Origin of the sequence: Vagococcus entomophilus (assembly GCF_003987595.1) — a bacterium.
Lineage (GTDB): Bacteria > Bacillota > Bacilli > Lactobacillales > Vagococcaceae > Vagococcus_E > Vagococcus_E entomophilus.
In genome coordinates, this window is record NZ_NGJZ01000001.1 from 1239031 (window position 1) to 1260240 (window position 21210).

The 21210-nt window shown below is 35.6% G+C and carries 15 protein-coding genes, 14 tRNA genes, 1 rRNA gene and 1 pseudogene; 3 read left to right on the plus strand and 28 right to left on the minus strand.

Features of this window, described 5'->3' with window-relative positions:
- Positions 1 to 67: 67 nt before the first annotated feature.
- Together CBF30_RS05860 and CBF30_RS05865 are read right to left on the minus strand one after the other, a co-directional pair.
- Entirely contained in the window at positions 68 to 5527 is a 5460-nt protein-coding gene (locus CBF30_RS05860; RefSeq protein WP_126823659.1) for a S8 family serine peptidase, read from the minus strand.
- Between the two features lie 263 nt (positions 5528 to 5790).
- Positions 5791 to 6672, minus strand: coding sequence for a helix-turn-helix domain-containing protein (locus CBF30_RS05865; RefSeq protein WP_126823662.1), 882 nt, complete (start codon positions 6670 to 6672; stop codon positions 5791 to 5793).
- Positions 6673 to 7173: 501 nt separating this feature from the next.
- Here CBF30_RS05865 and CBF30_RS05870 point away from each other — a divergent pair.
- Positions 7174 to 8472, plus strand: a complete 1299-nt coding sequence (locus CBF30_RS05870) for a PTS sugar transporter subunit IIC (RefSeq protein ID WP_126823664.1) — start codon at positions 7174 to 7176, stop codon at positions 8470 to 8472.
- Positions 8473 to 8654: 182 nt separating this feature from the next.
- Here the strand turns inward: CBF30_RS05870 and nagE are convergent.
- Together nagE and CBF30_RS05880 are read right to left on the minus strand one after the other, a co-directional pair.
- Positions 8655 to 10082 (minus strand): annotated as a pseudogene (gene nagE, locus CBF30_RS05875) (N-acetylglucosamine-specific PTS transporter subunit IIBC); the annotation flags it as partial.
- A gap of 122 nt (positions 10083 to 10204) precedes the next feature.
- Positions 10205 to 11254, minus strand: coding sequence for a YdcF family protein (locus CBF30_RS05880; RefSeq protein ID WP_211340473.1), 1050 nt, complete (start codon positions 11252 to 11254; stop codon positions 10205 to 10207).
- Positions 11255 to 11375: 121 nt separating this feature from the next.
- On the opposite strand from CBF30_RS05880, the gene CBF30_RS05885 reads away from it, so the two are divergent.
- On the plus strand, positions 11376 to 11660 hold the full coding sequence (locus CBF30_RS05885) for a hypothetical protein (RefSeq protein ID WP_126823668.1): 285 nt from the start codon (positions 11376 to 11378) through the stop codon (positions 11658 to 11660).
- A gap of 166 nt (positions 11661 to 11826) precedes the next feature.
- Here the strand turns inward: CBF30_RS05885 and CBF30_RS05890 are convergent.
- The 11 genes from CBF30_RS05890 to CBF30_RS05940 all read right to left on the minus strand — a co-directional run bounded on the left by CBF30_RS05890 (position 11827) and on the right by CBF30_RS05940 (position 18975).
- Positions 11827 to 11898, minus strand: a tRNA-Gln gene (locus tag CBF30_RS05890).
- 22 nt (positions 11899 to 11920) lie between these two features.
- Positions 11921 to 11993 (minus strand) — tRNA-His (locus CBF30_RS05895).
- 267 nt (positions 11994 to 12260) lie between these two features.
- On the minus strand, positions 12261 to 12719 hold the full coding sequence (locus CBF30_RS05900; RefSeq protein WP_126823670.1) for an HIT family protein: 459 nt from the start codon (positions 12717 to 12719) through the stop codon (positions 12261 to 12263).
- A gap of 163 nt (positions 12720 to 12882) precedes the next feature.
- The gene (locus tag CBF30_RS05905; RefSeq protein ID WP_126823672.1) at positions 12883 to 13269 is read right to left on the minus strand and encodes a DUF3021 family protein; all 387 of its coding nucleotides are present in this window, start codon (positions 13267 to 13269) and stop codon (positions 12883 to 12885) included.
- Positions 13270 to 13291: 22 nt separating this feature from the next.
- Positions 13292 to 13801 (minus strand): DUF6622 family protein, encoded by a 510-nt coding sequence (locus CBF30_RS05910; protein ID WP_126823674.1) that lies wholly within the window; start codon positions 13799 to 13801, stop codon positions 13292 to 13294.
- Between the two features lie 86 nt (positions 13802 to 13887).
- The gene (locus CBF30_RS05915; RefSeq protein WP_126823676.1) at positions 13888 to 14352 is read right to left on the minus strand and encodes a LytTR family DNA-binding domain-containing protein; all 465 of its coding nucleotides are present in this window, start codon (positions 14350 to 14352) and stop codon (positions 13888 to 13890) included.
- 266 nt (positions 14353 to 14618) lie between these two features.
- Positions 14619 to 15110, minus strand: a complete 492-nt coding sequence (locus tag CBF30_RS05920) for an NUDIX hydrolase (RefSeq protein ID WP_126823678.1) — start codon at positions 15108 to 15110, stop codon at positions 14619 to 14621.
- Between the two features lie 219 nt (positions 15111 to 15329).
- Positions 15330 to 15716, minus strand: a complete 387-nt coding sequence (locus CBF30_RS05925) for a hypothetical protein (protein WP_126823680.1) — start codon at positions 15714 to 15716, stop codon at positions 15330 to 15332.
- Positions 15716 to 16225: a P-loop NTPase family protein gene (locus CBF30_RS05930; protein ID WP_126823682.1), complete on the minus strand. Its 510-nt coding sequence runs from the start codon at positions 16223 to 16225 to the stop codon at positions 15716 to 15718. Before CBF30_RS05930 ends, CBF30_RS05925 begins: the two co-directional genes overlap by 1 nt.
- Positions 16226 to 16946: 721 nt before the next feature.
- Positions 16947 to 17231 (minus strand): DUF1049 domain-containing protein, encoded by a 285-nt coding sequence (locus CBF30_RS05935; RefSeq protein ID WP_245975018.1) that lies wholly within the window; start codon positions 17229 to 17231, stop codon positions 16947 to 16949.
- Positions 17232 to 17532: 301 nt separating this feature from the next.
- Positions 17533 to 18975, minus strand: coding sequence for a MucBP domain-containing protein (locus tag CBF30_RS05940; RefSeq protein ID WP_126823686.1), 1443 nt, complete (start codon positions 18973 to 18975; stop codon positions 17533 to 17535).
- Positions 18976 to 19083: 108 nt separating this feature from the next.
- Here CBF30_RS05940 and CBF30_RS05945 point away from each other — a divergent pair, with 108 nt between their 5' ends.
- Complete coding sequence (locus tag CBF30_RS05945) at positions 19084 to 19530, plus strand: GyrI-like domain-containing protein (protein WP_126823688.1); 447 nt, start codon at positions 19084 to 19086, stop codon at positions 19528 to 19530.
- A gap of 418 nt (positions 19531 to 19948) precedes the next feature.
- Here CBF30_RS05945 and CBF30_RS05950 read toward each other — a convergent pair.
- The 13 genes from CBF30_RS05950 to rrf form a co-directional block, all read right to left on the minus strand.
- Positions 19949 to 20032 (minus strand) — tRNA-Leu (locus tag CBF30_RS05950).
- A 30-nt stretch (positions 20033 to 20062) separates the two neighbouring features.
- A tRNA-Cys gene (locus tag CBF30_RS05955) sits at positions 20063 to 20133 on the minus strand.
- Between the two features lie 17 nt (positions 20134 to 20150).
- A tRNA-Gln gene (locus tag CBF30_RS05960) sits at positions 20151 to 20222 on the minus strand.
- A gap of 17 nt (positions 20223 to 20239) precedes the next feature.
- A tRNA-His gene (locus tag CBF30_RS05965) sits at positions 20240 to 20312 on the minus strand.
- 12 nt (positions 20313 to 20324) lie between these two features.
- Positions 20325 to 20398, minus strand: a tRNA-Trp gene (locus CBF30_RS05970).
- A 3-nt stretch (positions 20399 to 20401) separates the two neighbouring features.
- Positions 20402 to 20482 (minus strand) — tRNA-Tyr (locus CBF30_RS05975).
- Positions 20483 to 20488: 6 nt separating this feature from the next.
- Positions 20489 to 20564 (minus strand) — tRNA-Phe (locus CBF30_RS05980).
- A gap of 28 nt (positions 20565 to 20592) precedes the next feature.
- Positions 20593 to 20668, minus strand: a tRNA-Asp gene (locus CBF30_RS05985).
- An 11-nt stretch (positions 20669 to 20679) separates the two neighbouring features.
- Positions 20680 to 20752 (minus strand) — tRNA-Val (locus tag CBF30_RS05990).
- 19 nt (positions 20753 to 20771) lie between these two features.
- Positions 20772 to 20843, minus strand: a tRNA-Glu gene (locus CBF30_RS05995).
- A gap of 26 nt (positions 20844 to 20869) precedes the next feature.
- Positions 20870 to 20957: transfer RNA gene (locus tag CBF30_RS06000), tRNA-Ser, on the minus strand.
- Positions 20958 to 21001: 44 nt separating this feature from the next.
- Positions 21002 to 21075, minus strand: a tRNA-Asn gene (locus CBF30_RS06005).
- Positions 21076 to 21085: 10 nt separating this feature from the next.
- Positions 21086 to 21201, minus strand: a 5S ribosomal RNA gene (gene rrf / locus CBF30_RS06010).
- Positions 21202 to 21210 lie beyond the last annotated feature (9 nt).

Below are 21210 nucleotides of genomic sequence, written 5' to 3' on the forward strand. Positions count from 1 at the left end.
AAAAGAACACACTTACGGCTAAAAAATTTCCTTTAGCCATAAGTATGTCAGTTGTCAATCTAACTCATTATTTTTTCTTTTTCACAAAGAAGTATCCTGCAAGCCCAATTAATACAAGCCCACAAATGATTAAGATTGGTTTTGCTTTTGATTCACCAGTTTGCGGAAGCGAACTAGTTGTTTGACCTCTTGCCCCTGATTTTGTACTTGTTTTCCCAGCGGAGCTAGTCGTAGTATTCCCTGCCACTGAGTGCGTAGAAGTTGAAGTTGAACTGCTTCCTTCTTGCGTAGAAGAATTCGTTGCACTACTATCACTTGTTGTTGAAGTTTTATCTTCTGATGTTGTTGCTGTTTGTCCACTTGTTGTATCTGTTGAGCCAGAAGTTGTTTCTGTTTGGCTACTAGTTGTATCTGTGGATTCAGATGTTGTTTCAGATGTTGTTTCAGATGTTGGTTCAGATGTTGGTTCAAGTGTTGTTTCAGCTGTACCTGGGTCAGTTGGAGTAGGTGTTTCACTTTCAACTGTAACTAAAACTTGTACCGCTTTACTTTCATTTCCTGCTTTATCTTTCGCTTTAGCGACCACGGTTGTGGTTTTATTTACAGCGAATGGTACGGTATAGTCGTTAAAGGTATTGCCACCATCAAGACTATATTGCAAGAATGTGTAAGCTTTTTGTGCATCAGACAATTCTTTATCATAGCCAATTGTAACAACTGGATATTCTTTTGTTTTGTCATCTGTTACTGCCGCTTTTGCTGAGGCTACATTTTTAACTTTGCTATTTTTGTTTGTATCTGTTGTTTTTGAAGCTTTTGGATATTGTACAGAGACTACAGGATTTGCTGCAATTTCTTTGACAATATTTGTCACTTCATAATTATTGACAGCAGATTCATTTCCGTATTTGTCAACTGCCTTAAATAAAACATGTTGATTACTTGATACGTGAAGTGGTTCTGTATATTTCGCATAGTTTGTACCGTCTAAGCTATAAAGAATCGTTGCATCTTGTTCTGCAGTTGCAGTGAGTACGACTTCTTTATTCGTTACTTCTTTTGTATCAGGTGTTACGGTTGGTACAGCTAGCTCTGCTTTTTTGTAGTCAACAATAATGTGTTTTTGTTGTTGATTTCCCATGCTATCTGTTAATGTTGCGGTTAAAATATTTTTCCCATCTTGCAATTGGATCGCATGATCGAAATTAGCAGCAGCTTTTCCTTTAAAGAAGTCTTCGTTAAAGTAGTCATAGTCTGTATCTGTATAAACATTTTCATTGTTTATTGATAATTTGTAACCTGAGAAGTTATCAGAAATATGACCTGTTACGTGGAACGGATTTTGATTTGTATTTACATAGTAATCACCATTATCCCCTACTTGTAAATTATCCAAGTCTAGAGATGGTAACACCGTATCAACATAAACGTAGTATCCTTCATCCACTAATGGTTTTCCATTGTTTAATGCATCATCCTGAAGGTAAACCGCCACGCTTTGTTTCCCTTGTTTTACAGGTAATTTATACGTGAATTTTAGTGTATCTGGATCATATGAAACTTCTTGCCCATTAATTGTAAAGTGTGTAACTTTTTGACTCAAATGTCCAGTTACAGTATAAGTAGATTCTTTTTCGTTGTAGTCTTTGTTTCCTACACCGATAGCGGTTATATTATTCGTTTGAATGTTGTCAAAGACCACTTTATCCGTTGATGTCGCTGGCTGTGTGTTGGTTACCGTAACAGCTTTTGCTTCATCATTACCATATTGGTCAGTTGCATAAACAACAAGAATGTTATTACCTGAAACAAGTCCTACTTCTGCTGTAAAGGTTCCATCTGTTTGAATCGCAGAGGTAATGTCTTTTGCTTCTCCAGTGGCTACATTTGTAATCATTAATTTTTTAACAGTTTGTCCAGCTTTCCCGCTTAATTTGTAACTTGTTGCATTCACACTAACATTCTCTGTGCTAGGTTCTGTGATAGCTAAGTCAGGAAGTGTCGTGTGTACTTCAACATTGATTGTTTTAAGTACTTGTTTTTGTTCTTTATCTGTTGAAAAGACAATTGTTTTAGTCGTTTCATCAACTGGAATGTCAACATCAAACGTATCAGCATCATGATTTACTTCTACACCATTAGCATAAAGTGTCCCAGCTTCTTTAGGATAAGAACCAGAAGCTGTAAATGATTTAGTTGTATCAGAGTAATCTGCTGTTGCACTTGTGATTACTTGACCTTCTTTTAAATTAAAGAGTAACAAATTATTGGCAGTTCCTTGTTTAATTGTTTGTTCTTTAAATCCTTGATTTCCAGCAAAGTCTTCTACTAGGAGGGCAACTTTATTGCTACCATCTTTTGGTAATTGAGAAGCATCTAAAGGAATTTCAATTGTTTCACCAGTTTGTTTGCTAACATCGTATGATTTTACGACACCATTCACTAAAAGAGCAATATTTTTCAAGTAAGCACCTGATAAATTATCTGTTACTTTTAGTTTTAGGACTTGTTGTCCATTAACAGTTTCAAACGTCATATCAGAAATTTCTGGCGCTTGCGTATCTACTTTGATTGGCAGATAAGTCGTTTGAGCATTGGCTCCCTCAACTGTTGCTTTAGTCGTAATCTTCATTTGATACTGGCCATCTTTTACAACTTCTGCTTTACCAGTTTTGGTATTATAGACAGTTCCATCCCATGTAGCACCTGTTGCATAATGTGTGGTAAAACGACCCGCACTCGGATTGAAATAATCTTTTCTAATTTTCTTTTCTTCATCTAACTTACGGATAACTTTTCCGTTTGCATCGACAACTTCATAAGTAGCAGATTCAGCATTTCTTAAGAAATAAAGTGCTGGATAAGCTTCATCATGGTAGCCATCGCCATCAGGAGAAATTGCATTTTTATCTGGATTGAATTGACCATCTTGTAGTCCTAAGTAGTAACTACTTCCATCAATAAAGTAGCCTTTGCCTAAGATTGATGAGCTATCATAACTTGGTGTATCAAGAACAGCTGCATCTCCGTAGTTTCCATAAAAGCCTAAGTAAGGCATAGTCAATGTTGGGTTTTCATCACTTGTAAATTGAATATACCCTTCAACAAATTGATTTTTTGCAAAAGAGCTTGGAAGTGCTAATTTGATTGTAACTGTTTTACTTTCACCAGCAGCAAGTTTTACTGTATCTTGGTCTGCACTAACTGTAGCACCGTCAATCAAGCTATCATAGACTTCACCACTCGCTGTACTTGACTCTGTATAGGCCCCACCAAAATTACTAAACTTGTAAGTTGCTTCTTTTGTATCATTATTAGTTAATGTAACAGAAAACTCTTTTTGCGTATCGATATTTTTAAGTGCCAATGCTCCATCACCATCAGCAGCATCTGTCAAACTCGTACGGTTTTCAATTGCTTGATCCACCTTAATTTGACCTGCTCCTTGTCTTCTTGGAGATATGATGCTGCCACTGTGGTTAACATCATACATTGGTGTTGCAGTATTCATCGTTGAAACTTTGGCAAAATTAATTAGATTAATTCCAGATAATGCCGTATTGCTTTGTTTTAATGCTTGATAAATTAAGGCTTCTGAACCAGCAACAAATGGTGATGACATCGAAGTTCCACTCATTGTTTGGTAATTGTTATTGTTGGCTAAGGAATAAATTTCTCCCCCAGGAGCTGAAATTTCTGGTTTCAATTCTAAATCTGGTGTTGGACCCCAAGAACTAAAGTCAGACATTTTTCCATAGTCTGGGTTCTTAAATTGGTAAGTTCCAGTTTCGAAACTGAATTTTCCTTTTTTCTCTTGAGCCAATTTGACAATATTTTCACCATCTTCTTGTGTCAAACCGATTGTTAAGAAATCTAAATCATCAATGGACATGCCTACAGGAGCACTATTCGCTGCATTGTTGTAGACCATGATTCCAACTGCTCCACGAGCTTTTGCATATTTTTGTTTATCAGAGAAGGTTAATTCTCCACGTTTGACAAGAACGATTTTTCCTTTTACATCTAAGTTATCATAGTCACTTTCTTTCCCTACACCTGCAACGACTAATTCATGTGCAGTAGTTAGCACACTTAAATCAGCTGATGTTGGATTAGAAAATGGAATCGCGCCTGTTGGAGAAGTAGAAGAATCAATTTTTTCTAATGTTTTGTTATTCGCATCATCTACTGAATAAACAGTTAATCCTTTACTTGTTAGTAAAGTATTTTCACTTGAAGCAACCGTTAAAGCTTCCGTTGCCACTCCTGGTGAACCAACTGTGCTTGTATCAACCGTTCCGAATAAGTTTTTAGGATTTCCAGAAGTTGAATTAGAGGTACTTGTGGCACTATTTCCGGCAGAAATTACTGAAAGAACTCCTTTTTCAGCCGCATTACGAATCGCTGTTTGTTCAGGATCATTGGCATCAACAGTTCCTGATACAGAACCAAGACTCATATTTAAGACATCTGCTCCTAATTTTACTGAATCTTCAATTGCTGCAATGATATCATCATTTAATGCTGTTGCAATTCTCGTATTATTTGGAAAGACCTTCATTGCAAGTAATTGTGCTTCTGGTGCGACCCCTAACACAGCTTTTGTGGGATCATCTCCCTCACCATTTGCTGCTACAATCCCTGCCACGTGCATTCCGTGCATATCTGTTCCAGGGTTATTGTCAACAATAGTGTTGTTATTATCAGCATAGTTGTGACCATAAGGCACTTTATCTGTAAATGTTTTTCCGTAACCTAACGTGCTAACTGATGCTGCACTTTTTTCTAAAGAAATTTTTTCCTTAGTGGTGTCAGACAAACGCAAATCTTTGTGTGATGGGTCAATCCCAGAGTCGATGATTGATACAACCATCCCTTCCCCTTTAAGCTTATGTTTTTCCCAAACTTGTTGGACATTTGCTAATTGGTTAGAATCAACGGATGTTGGATAGTAAACTGTTGCAACAGTAACATTTTTAACCCCATCAAGCGCCTTAATTTTCTCTAAATCACTATATTTTGCATCTACTGAGAATCCATTGACTAAATAACCAAAAGATTGGCGAACTTTATTCCCAGTTAATTTTTCAACTTCTTTTTGAACAGAACTTTGACTTTTAATCACTTTATCAGAAGCTGAATCAATTGCTTGTACAGATTTAGCAGATCCAGTTGCTTCTCCTAATTTTGCTGAAGCAGAATTCCCTGAAAGTTCCACAATCATTCTAACTTCTTGTTCGTTCTCACTGCCGTTTTCTTTTAAAGTGCTAGTATCAAATCCTTTTGCTTCAAGTTGAGCTTTTAAATTAGCATCAAGCTTTTGTTTTTCTTCCTTTTCAATCTTCTTTTTATTTTCTTCATTCTCTTTTTTTAACGTTTTATACGAACTACTTGTTTTTGTAGACTCAGACAAAGTAGTGGCACTTGTTACAGCCGGTAATCCCTGGCCTAATGTGCTAAAAGTTAAAACTGCAAGCATTGCTTTTGCATACCATTGCAAAACACGCTTATTTCTCTTTTTCCCCATACCAAAACTCCTTCTTAATTTTAGCTTAACTCCTCTGTTACTTTTTTATACACTAGAAAAAAAAGACGTGACCCCTATCACGTTCAAATCGGTTAAAGCCAATTATTCATTGTACGATACGTATTCACTCGTTTCCCTTGGTTAAGGACTGGTAATTATCCAAAGAAATAATTTAATCCCTTCCAACATAATTTGACACCTCCCACAAAATATTAATCTAATTTTAATCTAAAAAGAGGAGATAAGTTGTTTTGTATATTATGTTATACACATATTTCAGAATATTTTTGATTTATTTCTATTTTTATTTGATTTACTAAAGATTCATAGCCTAATTCTTTCAAAACCCACAATTTTTTGTCTAATGCTTGAGTTGTTTCTACTTGAGTATGTTTCTTTAAATAAAAATTGCAAATAATTAAATTGATCTCATTAATCAATCGCTCATAAAGATACATTTTTTTCTCTGAGAACTTTATGGCCTCTTTCATATAAAAACTTGCTTCCTCATATTCCTCAGCATCCAAAAATAAAGAACCTAAATTTGACAGAATCGCTAAATTCAACTGGTACATATTGGGATAATTTTCATATTTTTTAATCATCTCTAACAAAATTTGTGATAGTTTTCTAATGTCTTCTTTTTGAAATATGTATAAGATGTTGTTAAACATGTGTAAATCAAAAACATACCATGTATCCAATGAAGTCAAATAGTCTTTAATTGGCTGTAATATTTCATTTAACTTTTCTTCATTATAATTAGGCTCTCTTTGGTAGATTAATCCATCGACTAAATTCAAAATCAGTCGATAATGTTGATTTCTCTGCTCAGCCTTACTTACCATTCTAAGACTTTGCTGAATTTCTTTAAGCTTTTCAATGTTATTTAGATTCCAAGCAATAGATACTTCTGAAAACAGGTTTTGCTCCTCTGACATTTTGTACCCCTCTACAATAAAGAAAAACTCTGGTGCTGATACGTTAAACTTCTTCAAAATATCCAAGACTTTATCAATTGCTGGAAAGATTTTTCCTGCTTCAACGTTCGCATAGTGCGCTCGTGTCATAATACCCTCTGCTACTGATTTTTGTGTCAAATTTTTTGATGTTCGAATCATTTTTAATGCTTTGCCGACTTCCATATTACCCCTCCAAATTCCCTTATCAACCTTTTAAATCTAACTTTTTCACACTTACGTATTCTATCTTTTTAACATACATTCATTTAAAAACCTTGTCAAACAAAATTCCTTTTTTGAAGTCACTTTCATTTAGTAATTCCCCCTGAAGTTTACTTTTTATTAAATTTCTGGTAGTTTTTTAAGCTATTATTAATTGACAGAATCAATTTTACTGAACGCTGCATCTATGAACTTATTAAAAAAAATACTCTTATTTTTTCTCTTAATGCATTTTTTAGTCGCTTATCATGTTTGGTCCGATTTTATCTGCAACATTTTACCACTTCTCAAAGAAGCAAAAACCATACTGATCCTCGGAGTACAAGTCAGAGATACCCTAGGATGAACTTGTCCCATTTTAAAAGAGAGGATTTCTTTTTTTATCTACTTGCGTTTCTTTTGAAAACAATTTATAATCATAAGTAAGCGCTTACAAATAAATAAAAAAACGGAGGGGTTTCAATGGGCCAAACTGATACATTTTTGGACAAGTTTTCTAATAAACTGATGCCAATCGCTGAAAAACTGAACCAAAATCGTTACCTAGCTGCAATTCGTGATGGATTTTTTGCCTGTATGTCAATCATTATCATCGGTTCCATGTTCTTAATTTTCCCAAATTTTCCTTATCAGGGTTTTATTGATTTTATGAATTCAATCTTTGGTGATACTTGGATTTTATTTTGTAATCGTGCTTACGATATGTCCGTTAATATTATGACAATTTTCGTTATTATCGGGATTTCTAGGAGTCTAGCCAAGTTTTATAAAGTAGACAGCATCTCTGCTGTGATCTCTTCACTAACTGCCTTTTTTATTCTAACACCTACTATAACAGACTCTGCTGACAAAGCATCACTGGGTCTTCCAATGGCCAATTTTGGTGCTGCAGGATTATTCCTAGGAATCATTTCAACTATTTTAGCCTGTGAGATTGTTCGTCTAGTTTTACAACGAGGATGGAAAATCAAAATGCCTGATTCTGTTCCAGAAAACGTATCGAAATCTTTTGAAGCACTAATTCCTGCCGTTTTTGTTATTGTTATTTATCTCTTTATCTTCTTTGGCTTTCGTGCTACTCCTTATGGTACCGCACACAATTTTATCTTTAAGATTTTACAAACTCCACTGACTTCCTTAGGTTCAACACTTCCTGCTACCCTGATTGTGCAAGTTTTGGCTACTTTGTTATTTTCCTTTGGCCTACATGGACCCAACATTGTTGGTTCTGTCATGACACCAATCTGGACTGCACTGACCGTTGAAAACTCACAAGCATTCAAAGCAGGAACCGCCTTACCTAATATTATTAATGCTCAGTTTGATGCAAATTACGTCAAGCTTGGTGGCTGTGGGACTACAATTGGTTTAGCAATTTTATTATTATTTTTTGCCAAATCGAAACAGTTTAAAGCACTCGGTAAGCTTTCTTTTGCACCAAGTATCTTTAATATTAATGAACCTTTGATTTTTGGTTTTCCAATCGTACTTAATCCAATCATGATGATTCCCTTTATTCTCTCTCCAATCATTTTTGCATCCTTGACCTATTTCGTAGTCAACATTGGACTAGTCCCGATTGCCAATGGGATCAACATTCCCTGGACAATGCCTCCCATCTTAGCGGGATTATTTATTGGGGGATGGCGCGGTGCCGTATGGCAAGTCGTTGAAATTTTGCTGTCAATTGCTTGGTATTATCCATTTTTCAAAATGGCGGACGCTCAATCACTCAAAACAGAATCCGAAATGAGTCAATAGAAGAAAATAAACATTAAAAACCTACCAAACGAAACGGTTGTATCAGCCTTCTTTTGATTATTTCCAAAAAAGTTTACTTTTGCTTCCACCGATTAATTAGAAAAAAAGAGCCGGAATATAACTCAAAAGTTATATCTTTGGCTCCTTTTTTCTGACTACATAATAGAAAAAATTCAATTTTATTTTAATTTATTCATCTCATCAGCAACAAATTGAACCTGGGTCCCTACAATCACCTGAATATTTTTCGAATCAATTTTGTTGATTCCAGCAATCCCAGCTGTTTTTAGTTTCTTTTCATCAACTTGATCCATCTCTTTTATTTCTAAGCGTAATCTCGTCGCACAATAATCCAAAGAAATAATATTATCCCACCCATTTAATCCTTGTAATATAATCTCTGCTTTTTGGGCAAATTTATTTTCTGGGTCTGAATCAGTTTCTGGAAGTATCTCTTCTTCAACTTCTCGACCAGGTGTCATAAGATTAAAGGTCCGAATCATAAAGGTAAAGACTACATAATAAACCACTGCCATGACAAGTCCCAACACAAGTAGCATATACGGCTTATTCGCAATTGGTACTTTCAAGCTCAACAGATAATCAATCAGCCCAGCACTAAAGTTGAAGCCTGCAGTCCAGTGAAAAGCTGCTGCAATAAACATTGACACACCTGTAAGAAAAGCATGCACAATAAACAGAGCAGGCGCCACAAACATAAATGAAAATTCAAGTGGTTCCGTAATTCCTGTAAAAAATGCAGTAAAAGCCGTAGCAAGCATTAACGACCCTACCATTTTCTTCTTTTCAGGTCTTGCCTGTTGATAAATTGCTAAGGCTCCTGCTGGCAAGCCAAACATCATCATAGGAAACATACCAGCCTGATACATGCCGGTAATTCCTTTGGTACCTTTACTTGCCCAAAAGTTTCCAATATCATTGATGCCCGCAACATCAAACCAAAATACCGAGTTGAGCGCATGATGTAAGCCCGTTGGAATTAACAAGCGATTACACATGCCATAGATACCCGCTCCTAGTGGCCCTAGTTTTGCAATAACCTCTCCAAAATCAACCAAAGCCGTATACACTACCGGCCAAATAAAGAAAAGAACTACTGACGCTAAAAGCATCGCAACAGCAGACATGATAGGCGCCAAGCGTTTGCCACTAAAAAAGGCAAACACCTGTGGCAACTGAACTTTACTGAAACGATTGTACATTTCAGAAGCAATAATTCCAGATAAAATTCCTATAAATGCATTGTCAATTTTCACAAAAGCGGGATTGACCGCTGCTACCTTGATTCCTTGATATCCTGCAACCGAGGTATCAGATAAGACAGTTGTGACCACTAAAAACGCAGTCAAACCACTAAGTGCCGCAGCACCATCTTTTTCTTTTGACATGCCAAGTGCAATCCCTACGGCAAATAAGACCGGTAAATGATTAATAATTGCTGATCCCGCTGCGTTTAGAAACGTCGCAATAACAGGAACAAGCGCGTATGACTGCAACCAGTAGCCAATTCCAATTGTTAATCCTGCAACAGGCAACACCGCAATTGGCAGCATCAACGATTTACCTATTTTTTGTAAGTATGTTTTCATTCCTCTTTCCCCCTCTAACATTCAATCCTATCCTAATCATCACTAGTCAAAGTGACGGCTAAGTAAATTACTTACTCCACCAAGCACTCCATTTCTCCTTTTCCAAAAGAGAAAGAGATTTTTTAATTTTTACTAATATAGTAAAGCACAATGCGAGCAATAATAGCGACTGCTAACAAGCCTACAATAAATAGATGCCTTTTCTTGCGCAACATGACAATTGCGATATACTCTCTAATCAAGGCATTCGGTAAAAAATAGAAAGCAGTTTTTGCTCCCACTCCCTGTGCACATAATCCTGCAGCTTTTGCAAATAAACTTGCTCTAAACACATGATAGTTGTTCGTGAAAAACAATCCTTGACTGTCCTGCATCCCAGCAGCACTCAGCAATTTTTTTGAAAATAGCATATTTTCATAAGTGGTTTTTGACTGATCTTCTATCCAAAACTGATCCTCTGAAATCCCTTTGCTCCTTGCATAATTAGCCATAGCCAACCCTTCTGATATTTTTTCATCCGATCCCTGACCACCAGAAAAAATAAGTTTTGCCTTTTTTTCAGTTGCCGACACTTGTTTCTTATAAAACTCAATTGCTTTGTCAATTCTACTTGCAAGTAATGGTGAAACTCGATCCCCATCAATTAGCCCACTACCTAATACCACCAAAAAATCTTGATTATACTTTGGCTTAGGAAACTGGTAAACAAAAGCAGCACTTAAATAATTAAAAAAACCACAAAGAAAGTAAAAAGTTATAATTGGGATAATACCCAGAATCAGTTCAATCGGTTTAGGCAATGCATTTGAAGGGACCACAATCACAAAAATCCACCAAACTGATAATCCACTTGCTAAAATAAAGGTCAACAAATTAGCAAGCGAGACACTTTCTTTTTTTCTTACCACTCTTGAATTCCAAAACAAAAAGAAAATTAGTCCAAAAACACCAAACAATAAAACAAACAATAAAAGAACTGCTATAAAAAGTAACATTAAAGAAAAAATGGAATGTTGTTCAAATTGAACGAGGATTCCTATTATTTCAAAAAAGAAAAAAATAAGAAATACATTAAAAAAGAATCCATTGATTAATTTTCTTCGCTCTCTTAAATATGAAATTATAAAAATCAAAAAACTACCCATCATCAAAATCAAAAAAAACCAAGCCATTTTGATACTCCTTAAAATTTATTTTAAATTAAAGTATACCCTATTTTTCTTTTCTGTAAAGTTTTTTCATGTTTTTTTAATTAAAAAGGAGTATAATTATTGTATAAAGGAGGAATGGATTATGCAAGGATCTAATTTTTTAATTGCTTATGAAATTCACGAAAACCGAAAAGAAAAATTAGAACTCATTACAAAAGTTATTCATCAATTTCAGGGACTTTGTGTCCAGCCACTCGAGACTTCATGGATTGTCAAAACTGCACTAACACCTGAAGAGATGTTTAGTGCCTTAAAAACATTTGCATTAGATGATCATGACTATCTTTTAATTACCGAAATATCTGAAAATTATTTTGGTTATCTTAAAGGCGAAAATTGGGAAATTATTAACCACCATATTTTTTAACTGATCAATAAAACTATTATCTATGAATTCAGTAGAAACATATCACGTTTATGTAAGGTAGCCATAATTTGTATTTATAAAAAATAAAAAACTGATAAGTACGCTACTTATCAGTTTTTTTTATTGTCATTCATACTTATAGAAATCTTTTTCTTCAACTACTCAACTGGGCTAGCTGGATTCGAACCAACGCATGAGGGAGTCAAAGTCCCTTGCCTTACCGCTTGGCTATAGCCCACTATTAAAATAAAAGAACTAAAGGCGACTGATGGGAATCGAACCCACGAATGCCGGAGCCACAATCCGGTGCGTTAACCCCTTCGCCACAACCGCCAAAATAAAAAATTGTTACTATCTAGAGCTAGAATCTAGGTCTTCATATATGCTAACTTCTCAAAAACTGCTAGACACTTATGTTATTCACGAATTCTTTCGTCTCCTCAAGCAAAAAAATAAAAGAGAGAAAGAGTCTTTCAACTTGTTGTTACTACCCAATTTCTTAACTCCTAAGGTATTGTATCATCTTCTTTAGACGATGTCTACAACAAAGTCAAAAAAATTCCATTCCGACTTAATGTTATTTTACTTCCAAATGGTTGTTCATATTGATTGGAAATTTTCATGCAGATAATGGGTGATTTTTTTTCTTAATTCACCATGTTTTTCTTCACTGTAAAGATTTTCTTGATTGATCCAACTCTCTTTATCGTACAACCATACCGGCATTTTTCGCCTCTCCTCCGGCTCCCAATGATAACGTGGAAACACATGTGCATGAAGATACTGATCCGTATTGCCCAGTATATCATAATTCACACGGGATGCCTGAGCGCTAGCAAGGATCGCATCTCCTAAATAGGCCATATCCAGCAAGTAAGCTTTTCTTTCTAGATTAGTGAGCTCATTTAACGAGCCAACTTCTCTTTTGGGCAGTAATACGCAGTAGCCTGGCAAAAATTGAACATCTCCAAATGCAGCATACCCACCATTTAGTTCTTTCATCACCATTGGATTTTTTCCTTGATTCGCAGACAAAATTCTATTTTCATACCATTTCATTCGATCACTCTCTTTCTTTTGGTGAATAAAACAAGGAATTCCTTTTATCAGCTAGAGCTACGTTTGCCCTGCTGTTTCTTATTTTAAATTAGGATAGATTTTGAATGGCTGAAGCTTTCCATCTCATTCAATAATCTATCCCAACTATTTTATCTATTTCTTTTTATTCTTTTTTAGCTTTTATTTTTGCTAGATACTGATTTAACTCTCTAGAAGTAAACAATAAATTCACACGAGTTACGCAATACGAAATTGTATAGAAAACAAGTAAACTAATGGAAAAATCAAGCGCATTTTTAATACCAAAGAACGCATAACTAAGTATCCAAGTAAATGCACTCACCGCGACAAAGTGAAGAACTAAAGCCAAATTAAAGCTAAACTGCTCATAATCAAAGAGAACAGATGTTACGCCAATAAAAATCGAAATTAAGAAAACAAAGAGAATCGACTCTCGTGTAATACTAACAGAGTCTTTAAAAAGCAAACTCGCTAGATACACAAATGATCCTATCCCTAATCCAACTGCAATTCTATTGTATACGTTCATAGTATCCTCCACTTAAATTTTTTTATTTCAATAATTTCTTTTGGTTCATTAAGGTATTGATAAAACCCCCAGCAAACAGCCCTACAGTAAATCCTGCCACAATAGAATACCCCACATTAAAAGCTAGATTGTTGAGTAAACTCGTATTTACGCTCATCGCAACGTTTAATCCATACTTAATCACAAAATTACTTAAAATGACAAAAAGGGGAACGAGACTCCCTTTTCTCATCATGACACCATCACGTAGATAATACTTTTGCGTAGAAGAGTACAATAGGTATCCGACAAATGACCCAATCCCTAATAATAGCCCATAGGTGATGAAAGAACATAGTATGTACTCAAATCCATTGAAGATTTTCTCTATCCCCCAAATAATAAAGATTACTGGCACTATAACAGATTTTCCTAATGAAGCCTCTCCATCAGTGTTTAACGCTAGCCCTCTCTTGATCAAAATTGCCAATACCACCCATACCCAAAACGGGGTCTGCTTAATCATTTCAGTAAAAAATGTTGTTACTATCATTATAACTCCTCCTAATCTCTTTATGCTATAGAGTATAATGAATAGAATTAAGCAATAAAACCCCCTCATACATATCCGGTACCATTTCATTCATATCCGGTATCAGCAAGCTTGGATAAGGACTCTTTTAGCTTTTTAACATAACGACGGCTCACCACTAGTTTTTCACCAGTAGCTAAAATGACCACTAAACTTCCACTCCTATTTGTAGCAAAAGAATGCACAAAATAGCAATTTAGGGCCAAATTCTTTTTGATTTGGATAAAGACACTCGCATATGTTTCCATAAACTTAGTTAAGGACGTTCTGAGACAGTAAGATTCTGATTTTGTATACAAAAATATATTACGTTCTAAATACTCAACGTACATGACCTCATCAAGATATACTTTTTCATTTGCTCCTGAGTTAATATTTTGAACGATTACTGTATTTTGAGGGTTTTTAAGCAGCTCCACAGCTCGATTAATTGTCTCATTTACTTTTACAACACGAATTAGAGCTGACTCTTCCTCTTGATTATCCCTAATTTTCTCAATTCTAACTTTCATAGTGACCCCTAAGTTTTTCTATCATTATATCTTTTGCTCGGCTGATAATCAACAGCAACCTTGTGCCATTATGGATAGATTTCCACTAATCTGACTGTCCTTACCTGCTTCAACATTCGATCCTATGAGTTAACGTAAAATGTTAGGTTTAAGTTAAAAGCATCTTTGCTTTTGAATTCTTTAGATAATCTCCTCTCAGGACCTTATACAAAGAATTATAACTATCAGCAAAATTTACTTTTGGAACAACCCTTGGCTCTAAATTATCAATCTGATGTTCCCCTTACTTTCCAATTGTTATAACTAGTTTTTTCTAATTCTGCTTTTCCTAACCATTCTTCTTTTATTTTTAAGACAAGCGGAGAAGAATTTTCTGAATCAATCAGGTCTAAGTTAATCCATACTTCTGAATCGGAATCATTTGCTCCATCCGCTACGATAGAGAGGAGTTTTTTTTGTTTAAAACGGGGGTCTATTTCAAAATCATAAAATACCATAATATGGTGAACCGTATCGGTCATTTTTTCTTCTCTAACAAAAACATCGTACACCCTAGGATTGGAATAGGAGGATATGGTAAAGCCCGTTTCTTCTAAAACTTCTCTTACCAAAGTCTCTGTTAATCCTTCCCCAATTTCTTGACTTCCACCTGGGAGATCAAATCGTCCTCTATAGGGTCCCGCATTCTTTTTAATACATAATAATTCGTTTTCTTTAAAGCATACTCCATAAACACCAAAATGATTCTTTATCTCCATTTATTTCCCTTCCCTAACTATTTTATTATTGCTTATCGTCTACTAACACAAAAAAAATAGTCCCATTCTTAAAAATAATTTTGCTCTAGAGGCTAACTTTATATCACTTACATGCATCTTCTAAATTCGTTTCAAATATTAATTTAAAAAGAAAAAAATTGACAATTTTACAAAATAAAAAAAATTAAATCCACATAGACAATTAATAATGCCAAAAGTTTAGCGATACATTGAAATTTCAACACTATCCATATACTGGCATAAAGAGCGATTAAATTTTTCATAATCAGCTACTCGAAATTCATCTGTTGCCATTGCCACACTCACATTGACCCTATTCGTTTGATTAACAAATCCAATCGTCATTGGTGTTTTAATAATCGTTGAAATTCCGCGAATGGTGATAGTTTCATGCTCTTCAATCATCAATATCTCTTCTTTACGGTTTAAAGAAAAGCTTTCATTGTTAATTAGAACTTCCGCTTGCATGTAAAAATCATACATCAGATAGACTGCTTTACGCAATGCTGTCCACCCCTGATGATAAGTCAGCTGCCACCTAGAAGATAACCAGCCGTTTTTTTCTTCCACTACCAATAATAACATTACATTCTCTCTTTTCTCGTTACATCAGATATAATCTTTTTTATTACTTGTTTTTGATCCAACTCAGCAGTAATCAATGTTTCATTTGGAAAGTTTAGGTAATCTTTTTCTACCCACCATTTTCTCATGACATCCGCACCAAATTCTTGTGCTTTTTCTCTTTGGCTATGGCGTGCGAGTGTCTCCTCAAAAGGAATGGCATAATAATAAGTATAGACTTTTCCCTTAAAAATATGATAAAGACTTTGAAACATTTCCTTATAAATATGCGTGCCTAAAATCCCCTCAATAATGACAATTTCAAATCTACCATACCCAAATTTAGCCAGTAGTTGAATGGCCTCTGCAGTTGGATTTTCTATCCGATCTTTAACATTTAGCATGCCTAAACGAATTTCGTCTTGAGAAATCCTCATTACTTTCCCACCTGGAAAATACTTTTGAATAGCCAACGCCGTGGTGGACTTACCAGAACCAGAATTCCCTCGTAAAATAATTAACTTACTCATCGAATCTTTCTCCCTTTACTCAAAGTATGTATTTCACACATTATAACATGCTAATAGGTGATATTTTTCAAACTATTTCTTCACAAAGACTTTTTCTCTATAGCAACCGCATTTAAAACTATCGGGAATCCCGCATATGGTAGGCTATGAAAAAACGTTCTATCACTTCATCCTGTGATAGTCCTATGTTCAACATTCTTGGAATATGAATTCTAAATTGATTCACAGGATCCTCTTGCCTCAACAATAAAGTAATCGTAATTCTCTTTCTTTGTTTCATAGCTAAGACTGTACTAGTTTCAGCCTCGTCAAACATCCATTACACGATTCACGCAGTTACAGTATTTTACAGATAAAGAATGAGCATGGATTGAATTGATTCATTGTACCAAAGCAAAATGATAAGCATATCTATTCTTTCATAATGAACATGAATTGGATAATTATGCTATTCAATAAAATGGAAGACAGTAGTTTTCTCGCCGCCATAGAAGCTTGCAACGACAGCTGAATGATTAATTTTCCCTAGACTTTCTTCTAACATATGACAGTATATGCTATATTATGGACACTATTAAGACAAAAAGAAACCCCCTAATGTAAGATACACTTACACTAGAGGTTCATCAGGATACCGGCGGCGGGGGTCGAACCGGCACGATTGTGCAATCACTGAACGTTGAATTTTACCGCTCTTACTACTACCGAATCGTTTTATTTTTTATTCTGATTTTACTTGTTTTTTCAGATCTGCTAGCTCTGCTTTTGTTTCTTTCTGTACGTCTGAAACAATTTTTTTAATGTCATTTTTCTTGTACACCCACCCTGATATGATTCCCAAAACGTAGAGTACTAAAATGAGAACTAATAATGGAACTTTCACCGAAAAGAATATGAGTGTCAGTTCAACTGGATTCAAATTTTGAAATCCAAAAACAAGAACTAATACTAAAATTATAAGAGCCAGAACACGTTTCGGTGTGACAACTTTTTTAAACTTATCCATAATACACCTCCTTATGTTATTTTAGCAAATGAAATTCGGTAGCACAATAAAAAGACTTGAGTATATATTTTTAATTAACTTCCTATATTACTTTATTTAGTTATATGATGTTCTAATTCGTATACTGTTGGCCTTTTAAAAGTTATAAAATAAATTGCAAAAAAAGAGAGGCGATAACCCTCTCTTGAATAAACTTATTTAATCTAGTTGTTCTTTATTTAACGGAACCACAAAATAACTATATTTTTAGGCTTTAGGCGTGCAAAAAACTACTCATTTTCAACTTCATATCAGAAAAATCTTAGGGTTCTACAAGCACATTAATATAGAAGTTAATTACTTGTGTTTCATCTAAGTATAAAGATGGCTTATTGTCATAATTATCTAATCTAGCATAAAAGTGATAATAATCGGGTGCTAACTGTAATTCTCCTGAGGCATCTTTATAAACAGCATATACTGGTGTTCCTTTATAGAGAGGATCCCCATCAGCATCTGTTAAGTCCGAATTTTGTGGATCAAAAAGATTCCTATAAGATGAAGGAATTTCAACTGAAGTTCCAACTTTACCATTCAATGTTAAATCCGTTACCTTGGAGTTCAGATCATTCTGATCCCATACATAATAAAGGATAGGAAAAAGAGTGCTGTTTCCATTTTTCCAAACTATTATTTCTTTATCATCTATTTGATCATTTAAAATGAATTGAACCGATCCATCTTTTTCTATTAAGTTATACACATAGACAATCGTTTGGTCTTCTTTCTTGTATGTACCCATTGGGTTTCCTTGAACTTCTTTAAAAGCATAACCCTCAAACGTTTTCTGCTCTGTAGAATAAGCATCCCCTACAGCACCTGTCAAAGTGACATCATCTGCTAATGATTTGCCATCCGCATCTTGATACTTAACAGTAACATTCCCTGTTTGCATAACTTTCTCATAGATAAAGGTAATTATTTGGTCTTCTTTTTTATATGTACCCATTGGGTTTCCTTGAACTTCTTTAAAAGCATAACCCTCGATCGTTTTCTGCTCTGTAGAATAAGCATCCCCTACAGCACCTGTCAAAGTGACATCATCTGCTAATGATTTGCCATCTGCATCTTGATACTTAACAGTAACATTCCCTGTTTGCTTATTCACCTCATTATCTGAATAGGTGTAGATATAGCCTACATATTCATAATTATCTACTGTTACAATAGGTGAATAGACTGTACCATTTTTAGCTAAAGTTTGTACAGTTTCTTTTGGTAAGCTATTTGCAGCAGCATTTGCGATTGTGGAATAACTAAATCCTGTGGCAAATATGAATAGTACAAGCATTGTCTTTAAGCTTTTTCGTTTCCAAATAAATAAGCTAATAGTTAGTACAGTGAGCGAAATACCCATTATCCAATAAATAGTATGGTCATTTTCTCCTGTTTTTGGTAAACTGCCTTGAGAATTAGAAGTAGTGGGATAATTCACACTAAGCTTTTCTTTATTATTTGAATCGGGTATCTTTGGTTCACCTATCCCCTGTTTGTAAACCAATTTAATCTTTTCTTGATCATGTAAAATTTTTATATTAGGCTGACCCTGAATCACCACATTCTTCTCTGCAGAGCTTAAATCATCATACATAACGTGTTGAGTAACTACTTTTGAACTACTTTCTTCAGCATGAACATTTATTCCAAAAAAACTAAGACTACCAATGATGCTTAACACCCATAAAACTAAAAATTTCTTTTTCATACCTTTCTCATCCTTTAAAAAAGTTAGTGAAAAAAATTTAAAATAGATATAGAATGAATTCAAGGGATGATTGGCCAATATTCCAAAAATATATTTGGAGGAACAGATATGAATTACTCAATTGAAGTACTACCATCTACAAAAGTATTTTACAAACGTCGAGTTGGCTCTTATGGAATTGAAAACTATACATTAATGGAAGCTTTAAAAGCTAGTTTAAAAAGAGAAGAGTTATTCTCAGAAAACATAGTTATTTACGGTATTGCATTAGATAATCCAAAAAAAATCTCTCCAGATCATTATCGTTATGATGTTGCAGTGGAATCGGATATTTCTTTACCAAATATGAAAACGAGAAACTTGGATTCAGGAGAATATGCCATTTTCCAAATTGACCATACAATGGATGCTATTTCAGCCTTCTGGAGTACCTTTCCTTCTTTATTAAATAAAGGCTCTTATATAATAGATTTATCCAGACCTATTTTAGAAAGATACAACGTTAATTTGATTAATAAGGGGCGATGCGAAATGCTAGTTCCAATAAAAATTTAGCAATATCATGCGGAGAGCCTTTTATAGGTTCTCTTTGTATTTGATGCCCTTAAAGTGATTGTGCAGAGGTTACTCCTAATCACTCTGCTTGCTACGTTAGTTAGTAGCTCCACCTTGTTCTTTTTATTCTACAAACTTAAAATCCCGCCTTTTATCATCAGGAAACACTTAAGGTACGTTTGCTTCTTGGTGATATTTCTTGTCAAATCAGATAGCTTTTTTCCTATGTCCACCTCTCTTTAAAAATTCGACACATATAAGAAAGGACCTGCTCAAGCCAATTACTTGAGTAGATTCTTGGCTTAATCCTTATTTTTGATTCTCACCAACACTATTTCATCCGAAAGACTCACTTACTCAAAAAAAGCACAAAAAAATATACCAACGAATCGTTTAGAAACGTTGACATATAAACGTATACCGGCGGCCGGGGTCGAACCGGCACGACCTCGCGGTCACTGGATTTTGAGTCCAGCGCGTCTGCCAATTCCGCCACGCCGGCAAAAGTATTATGATAATAATGATGAAAGAAAGGCGGTAACCGGATTTGAACCGGTGATGAAGGTTTTGCAGACCTCTGCCTTACCACTTGGCTATACCGCCGTATCATATTATCGAAACTGGGCTAGCTGGATTCGAACCAACGCATGAGGGAGTCAAAGTCCCTTGCCTTACCGCTTGGCTATAGCCCAAAAATAAAATAACTAAAGGCGACTGATGGGAATCGAACCCACGAATGCCGGAGCCACAATCCGGTGCGTTAACCCCTTCGCCACAACCGCCGAAATTATAAATGGCAGGGGCAGCAGGAATTGAACCCACACTAACGGTTTTGGAGACCGCTGTTCTACCTTTAAACTATGCCCCTAAATGGAGGAAAGTGGATTCGAACCACTGAACCCTAAGGAGCGGATTTACAGTCCGCCGCGTTTAGCCACTTCGCTATTCCTCCAATAAATGGTGGCGTGAGACAGAATCGAACTGCCGACACACGGAGCTTCAATCCGTTGCTCTACCAACTGAGCTACCACGCCATAAATATAAACCAAATTAAATCTTCAATGGCGGTTCCGACGGGAATCGAACCCGCGATCTCCTGCGTGACAGGCAGGCATGTTAACCCCTACACCACGGAACCACTCATAGTTATGGAGGTTAACGGGATCGAACCGCTGACCCCCTGCTTGTAAGGCAGGTGCTCTCCCAGCTGAGCTAAACCTCCATAATAAAATTTAATTATATGACCCGTACGGGAATCGAACCCGTGATACCGCCGTGAAAGGGCGGTGTCTTAACCGCTTGACCAACGGGCCAAATTATAAAACAAAATAAGATAAAACGGAGAGTAAGGGATTCGAACCCTTGAGACAGTAATACCGCCTACATGATTTCCAATCATGCTCCTTCGGCCACTCGGACAACTCTCCAGAGTACGAAACCAATCATGAAACTCTTTAACTTTTATCAATAACTCCGCCAGTAGGACTCGAACCTACGACATCATGATTAACAGTCATGCGCTACTACCAACTGAGCTATGGCGGAATGTTTCAAAGCGTGGCAACGTCCTACTCTCACAAAGGGAAACCCTTCACTACCATCGGCGCTAAGAAGCTTAACTTCTGTGTTCGACATGGGAACAGGTGTATCCTTCTCGCCATCGCCACCACACTTCGTGTC

What these genes read in the sequence shown, in the direction of transcription:
- CBF30_RS05925 (WP_126823680.1), bottom strand. Translation starts at nt 15,716, where the DNA reads ATGTTATTATTGGTAGTGGAAGAAAAAAACGGCTGGTTATCTTCTAGG.
- CBF30_RS05910 (WP_126823674.1), bottom strand. Translation starts at nt 13,801, where the DNA reads ATGATAGTAACAACATTTTTTACTGAAATGATTAAGCAGACCCCGTTT.
- CBF30_RS05900 (WP_126823670.1), bottom strand. Translation starts at nt 12,719, where the DNA reads ATGAAATGGTATGAAAATAGAATTTTGTCTGCGAATCAAGGAAAAAAT.
- CBF30_RS05920 (WP_126823678.1), bottom strand. Translation starts at nt 15,110, where the DNA reads ATGGAGATAAAGAATCATTTTGGTGTTTATGGAGTATGCTTTAAAGAA.
- CBF30_RS05940 (WP_126823686.1), bottom strand. Translation starts at nt 18,975, where the DNA reads ATGAAAAAGAAATTTTTAGTTTTATGGGTGTTAAGCATCATTGGTAGT.
- CBF30_RS05870 (WP_126823664.1), top strand. Translation starts at nt 7,174, where the DNA reads ATGGGCCAAACTGATACATTTTTGGACAAGTTTTCTAATAAACTGATG.
- CBF30_RS05885 (WP_126823668.1), top strand. Translation starts at nt 11,376, where the DNA reads ATGCAAGGATCTAATTTTTTAATTGCTTATGAAATTCACGAAAACCGA.
- CBF30_RS05865 (WP_126823662.1), bottom strand. Translation starts at nt 6,672, where the DNA reads ATGGAAGTCGGCAAAGCATTAAAAATGATTCGAACATCAAAAAATTTG.
- CBF30_RS05905 (WP_126823672.1), bottom strand. Translation starts at nt 13,269, where the DNA reads ATGAACGTATACAATAGAATTGCAGTTGGATTAGGGATAGGATCATTT.
- CBF30_RS05860 (WP_126823659.1), bottom strand. Translation starts at nt 5,527, where the DNA reads ATGGGGAAAAAGAGAAATAAGCGTGTTTTGCAATGGTATGCAAAAGCA.
- CBF30_RS05915 (WP_126823676.1), bottom strand. Translation starts at nt 14,352, where the DNA reads ATGAAAGTTAGAATTGAGAAAATTAGGGATAATCAAGAGGAAGAGTCA.
- CBF30_RS05935 (WP_245975018.1), bottom strand. Translation starts at nt 17,231, where the DNA reads ATGGATAAGTTTAAAAAAGTTGTCACACCGAAACGTGTTCTGGCTCTT.
- CBF30_RS05880 (WP_211340473.1), bottom strand. Translation starts at nt 11,254, where the DNA reads ATGGCTTGGTTTTTTTTGATTTTGATGATGGGTAGTTTTTTGATTTTT.
- CBF30_RS05945 (WP_126823688.1), top strand. Translation starts at nt 19,084, where the DNA reads ATGAATTACTCAATTGAAGTACTACCATCTACAAAAGTATTTTACAAA.
- CBF30_RS05930 (WP_126823682.1), bottom strand. Translation starts at nt 16,225, where the DNA reads ATGAGTAAGTTAATTATTTTACGAGGGAATTCTGGTTCTGGTAAGTCC.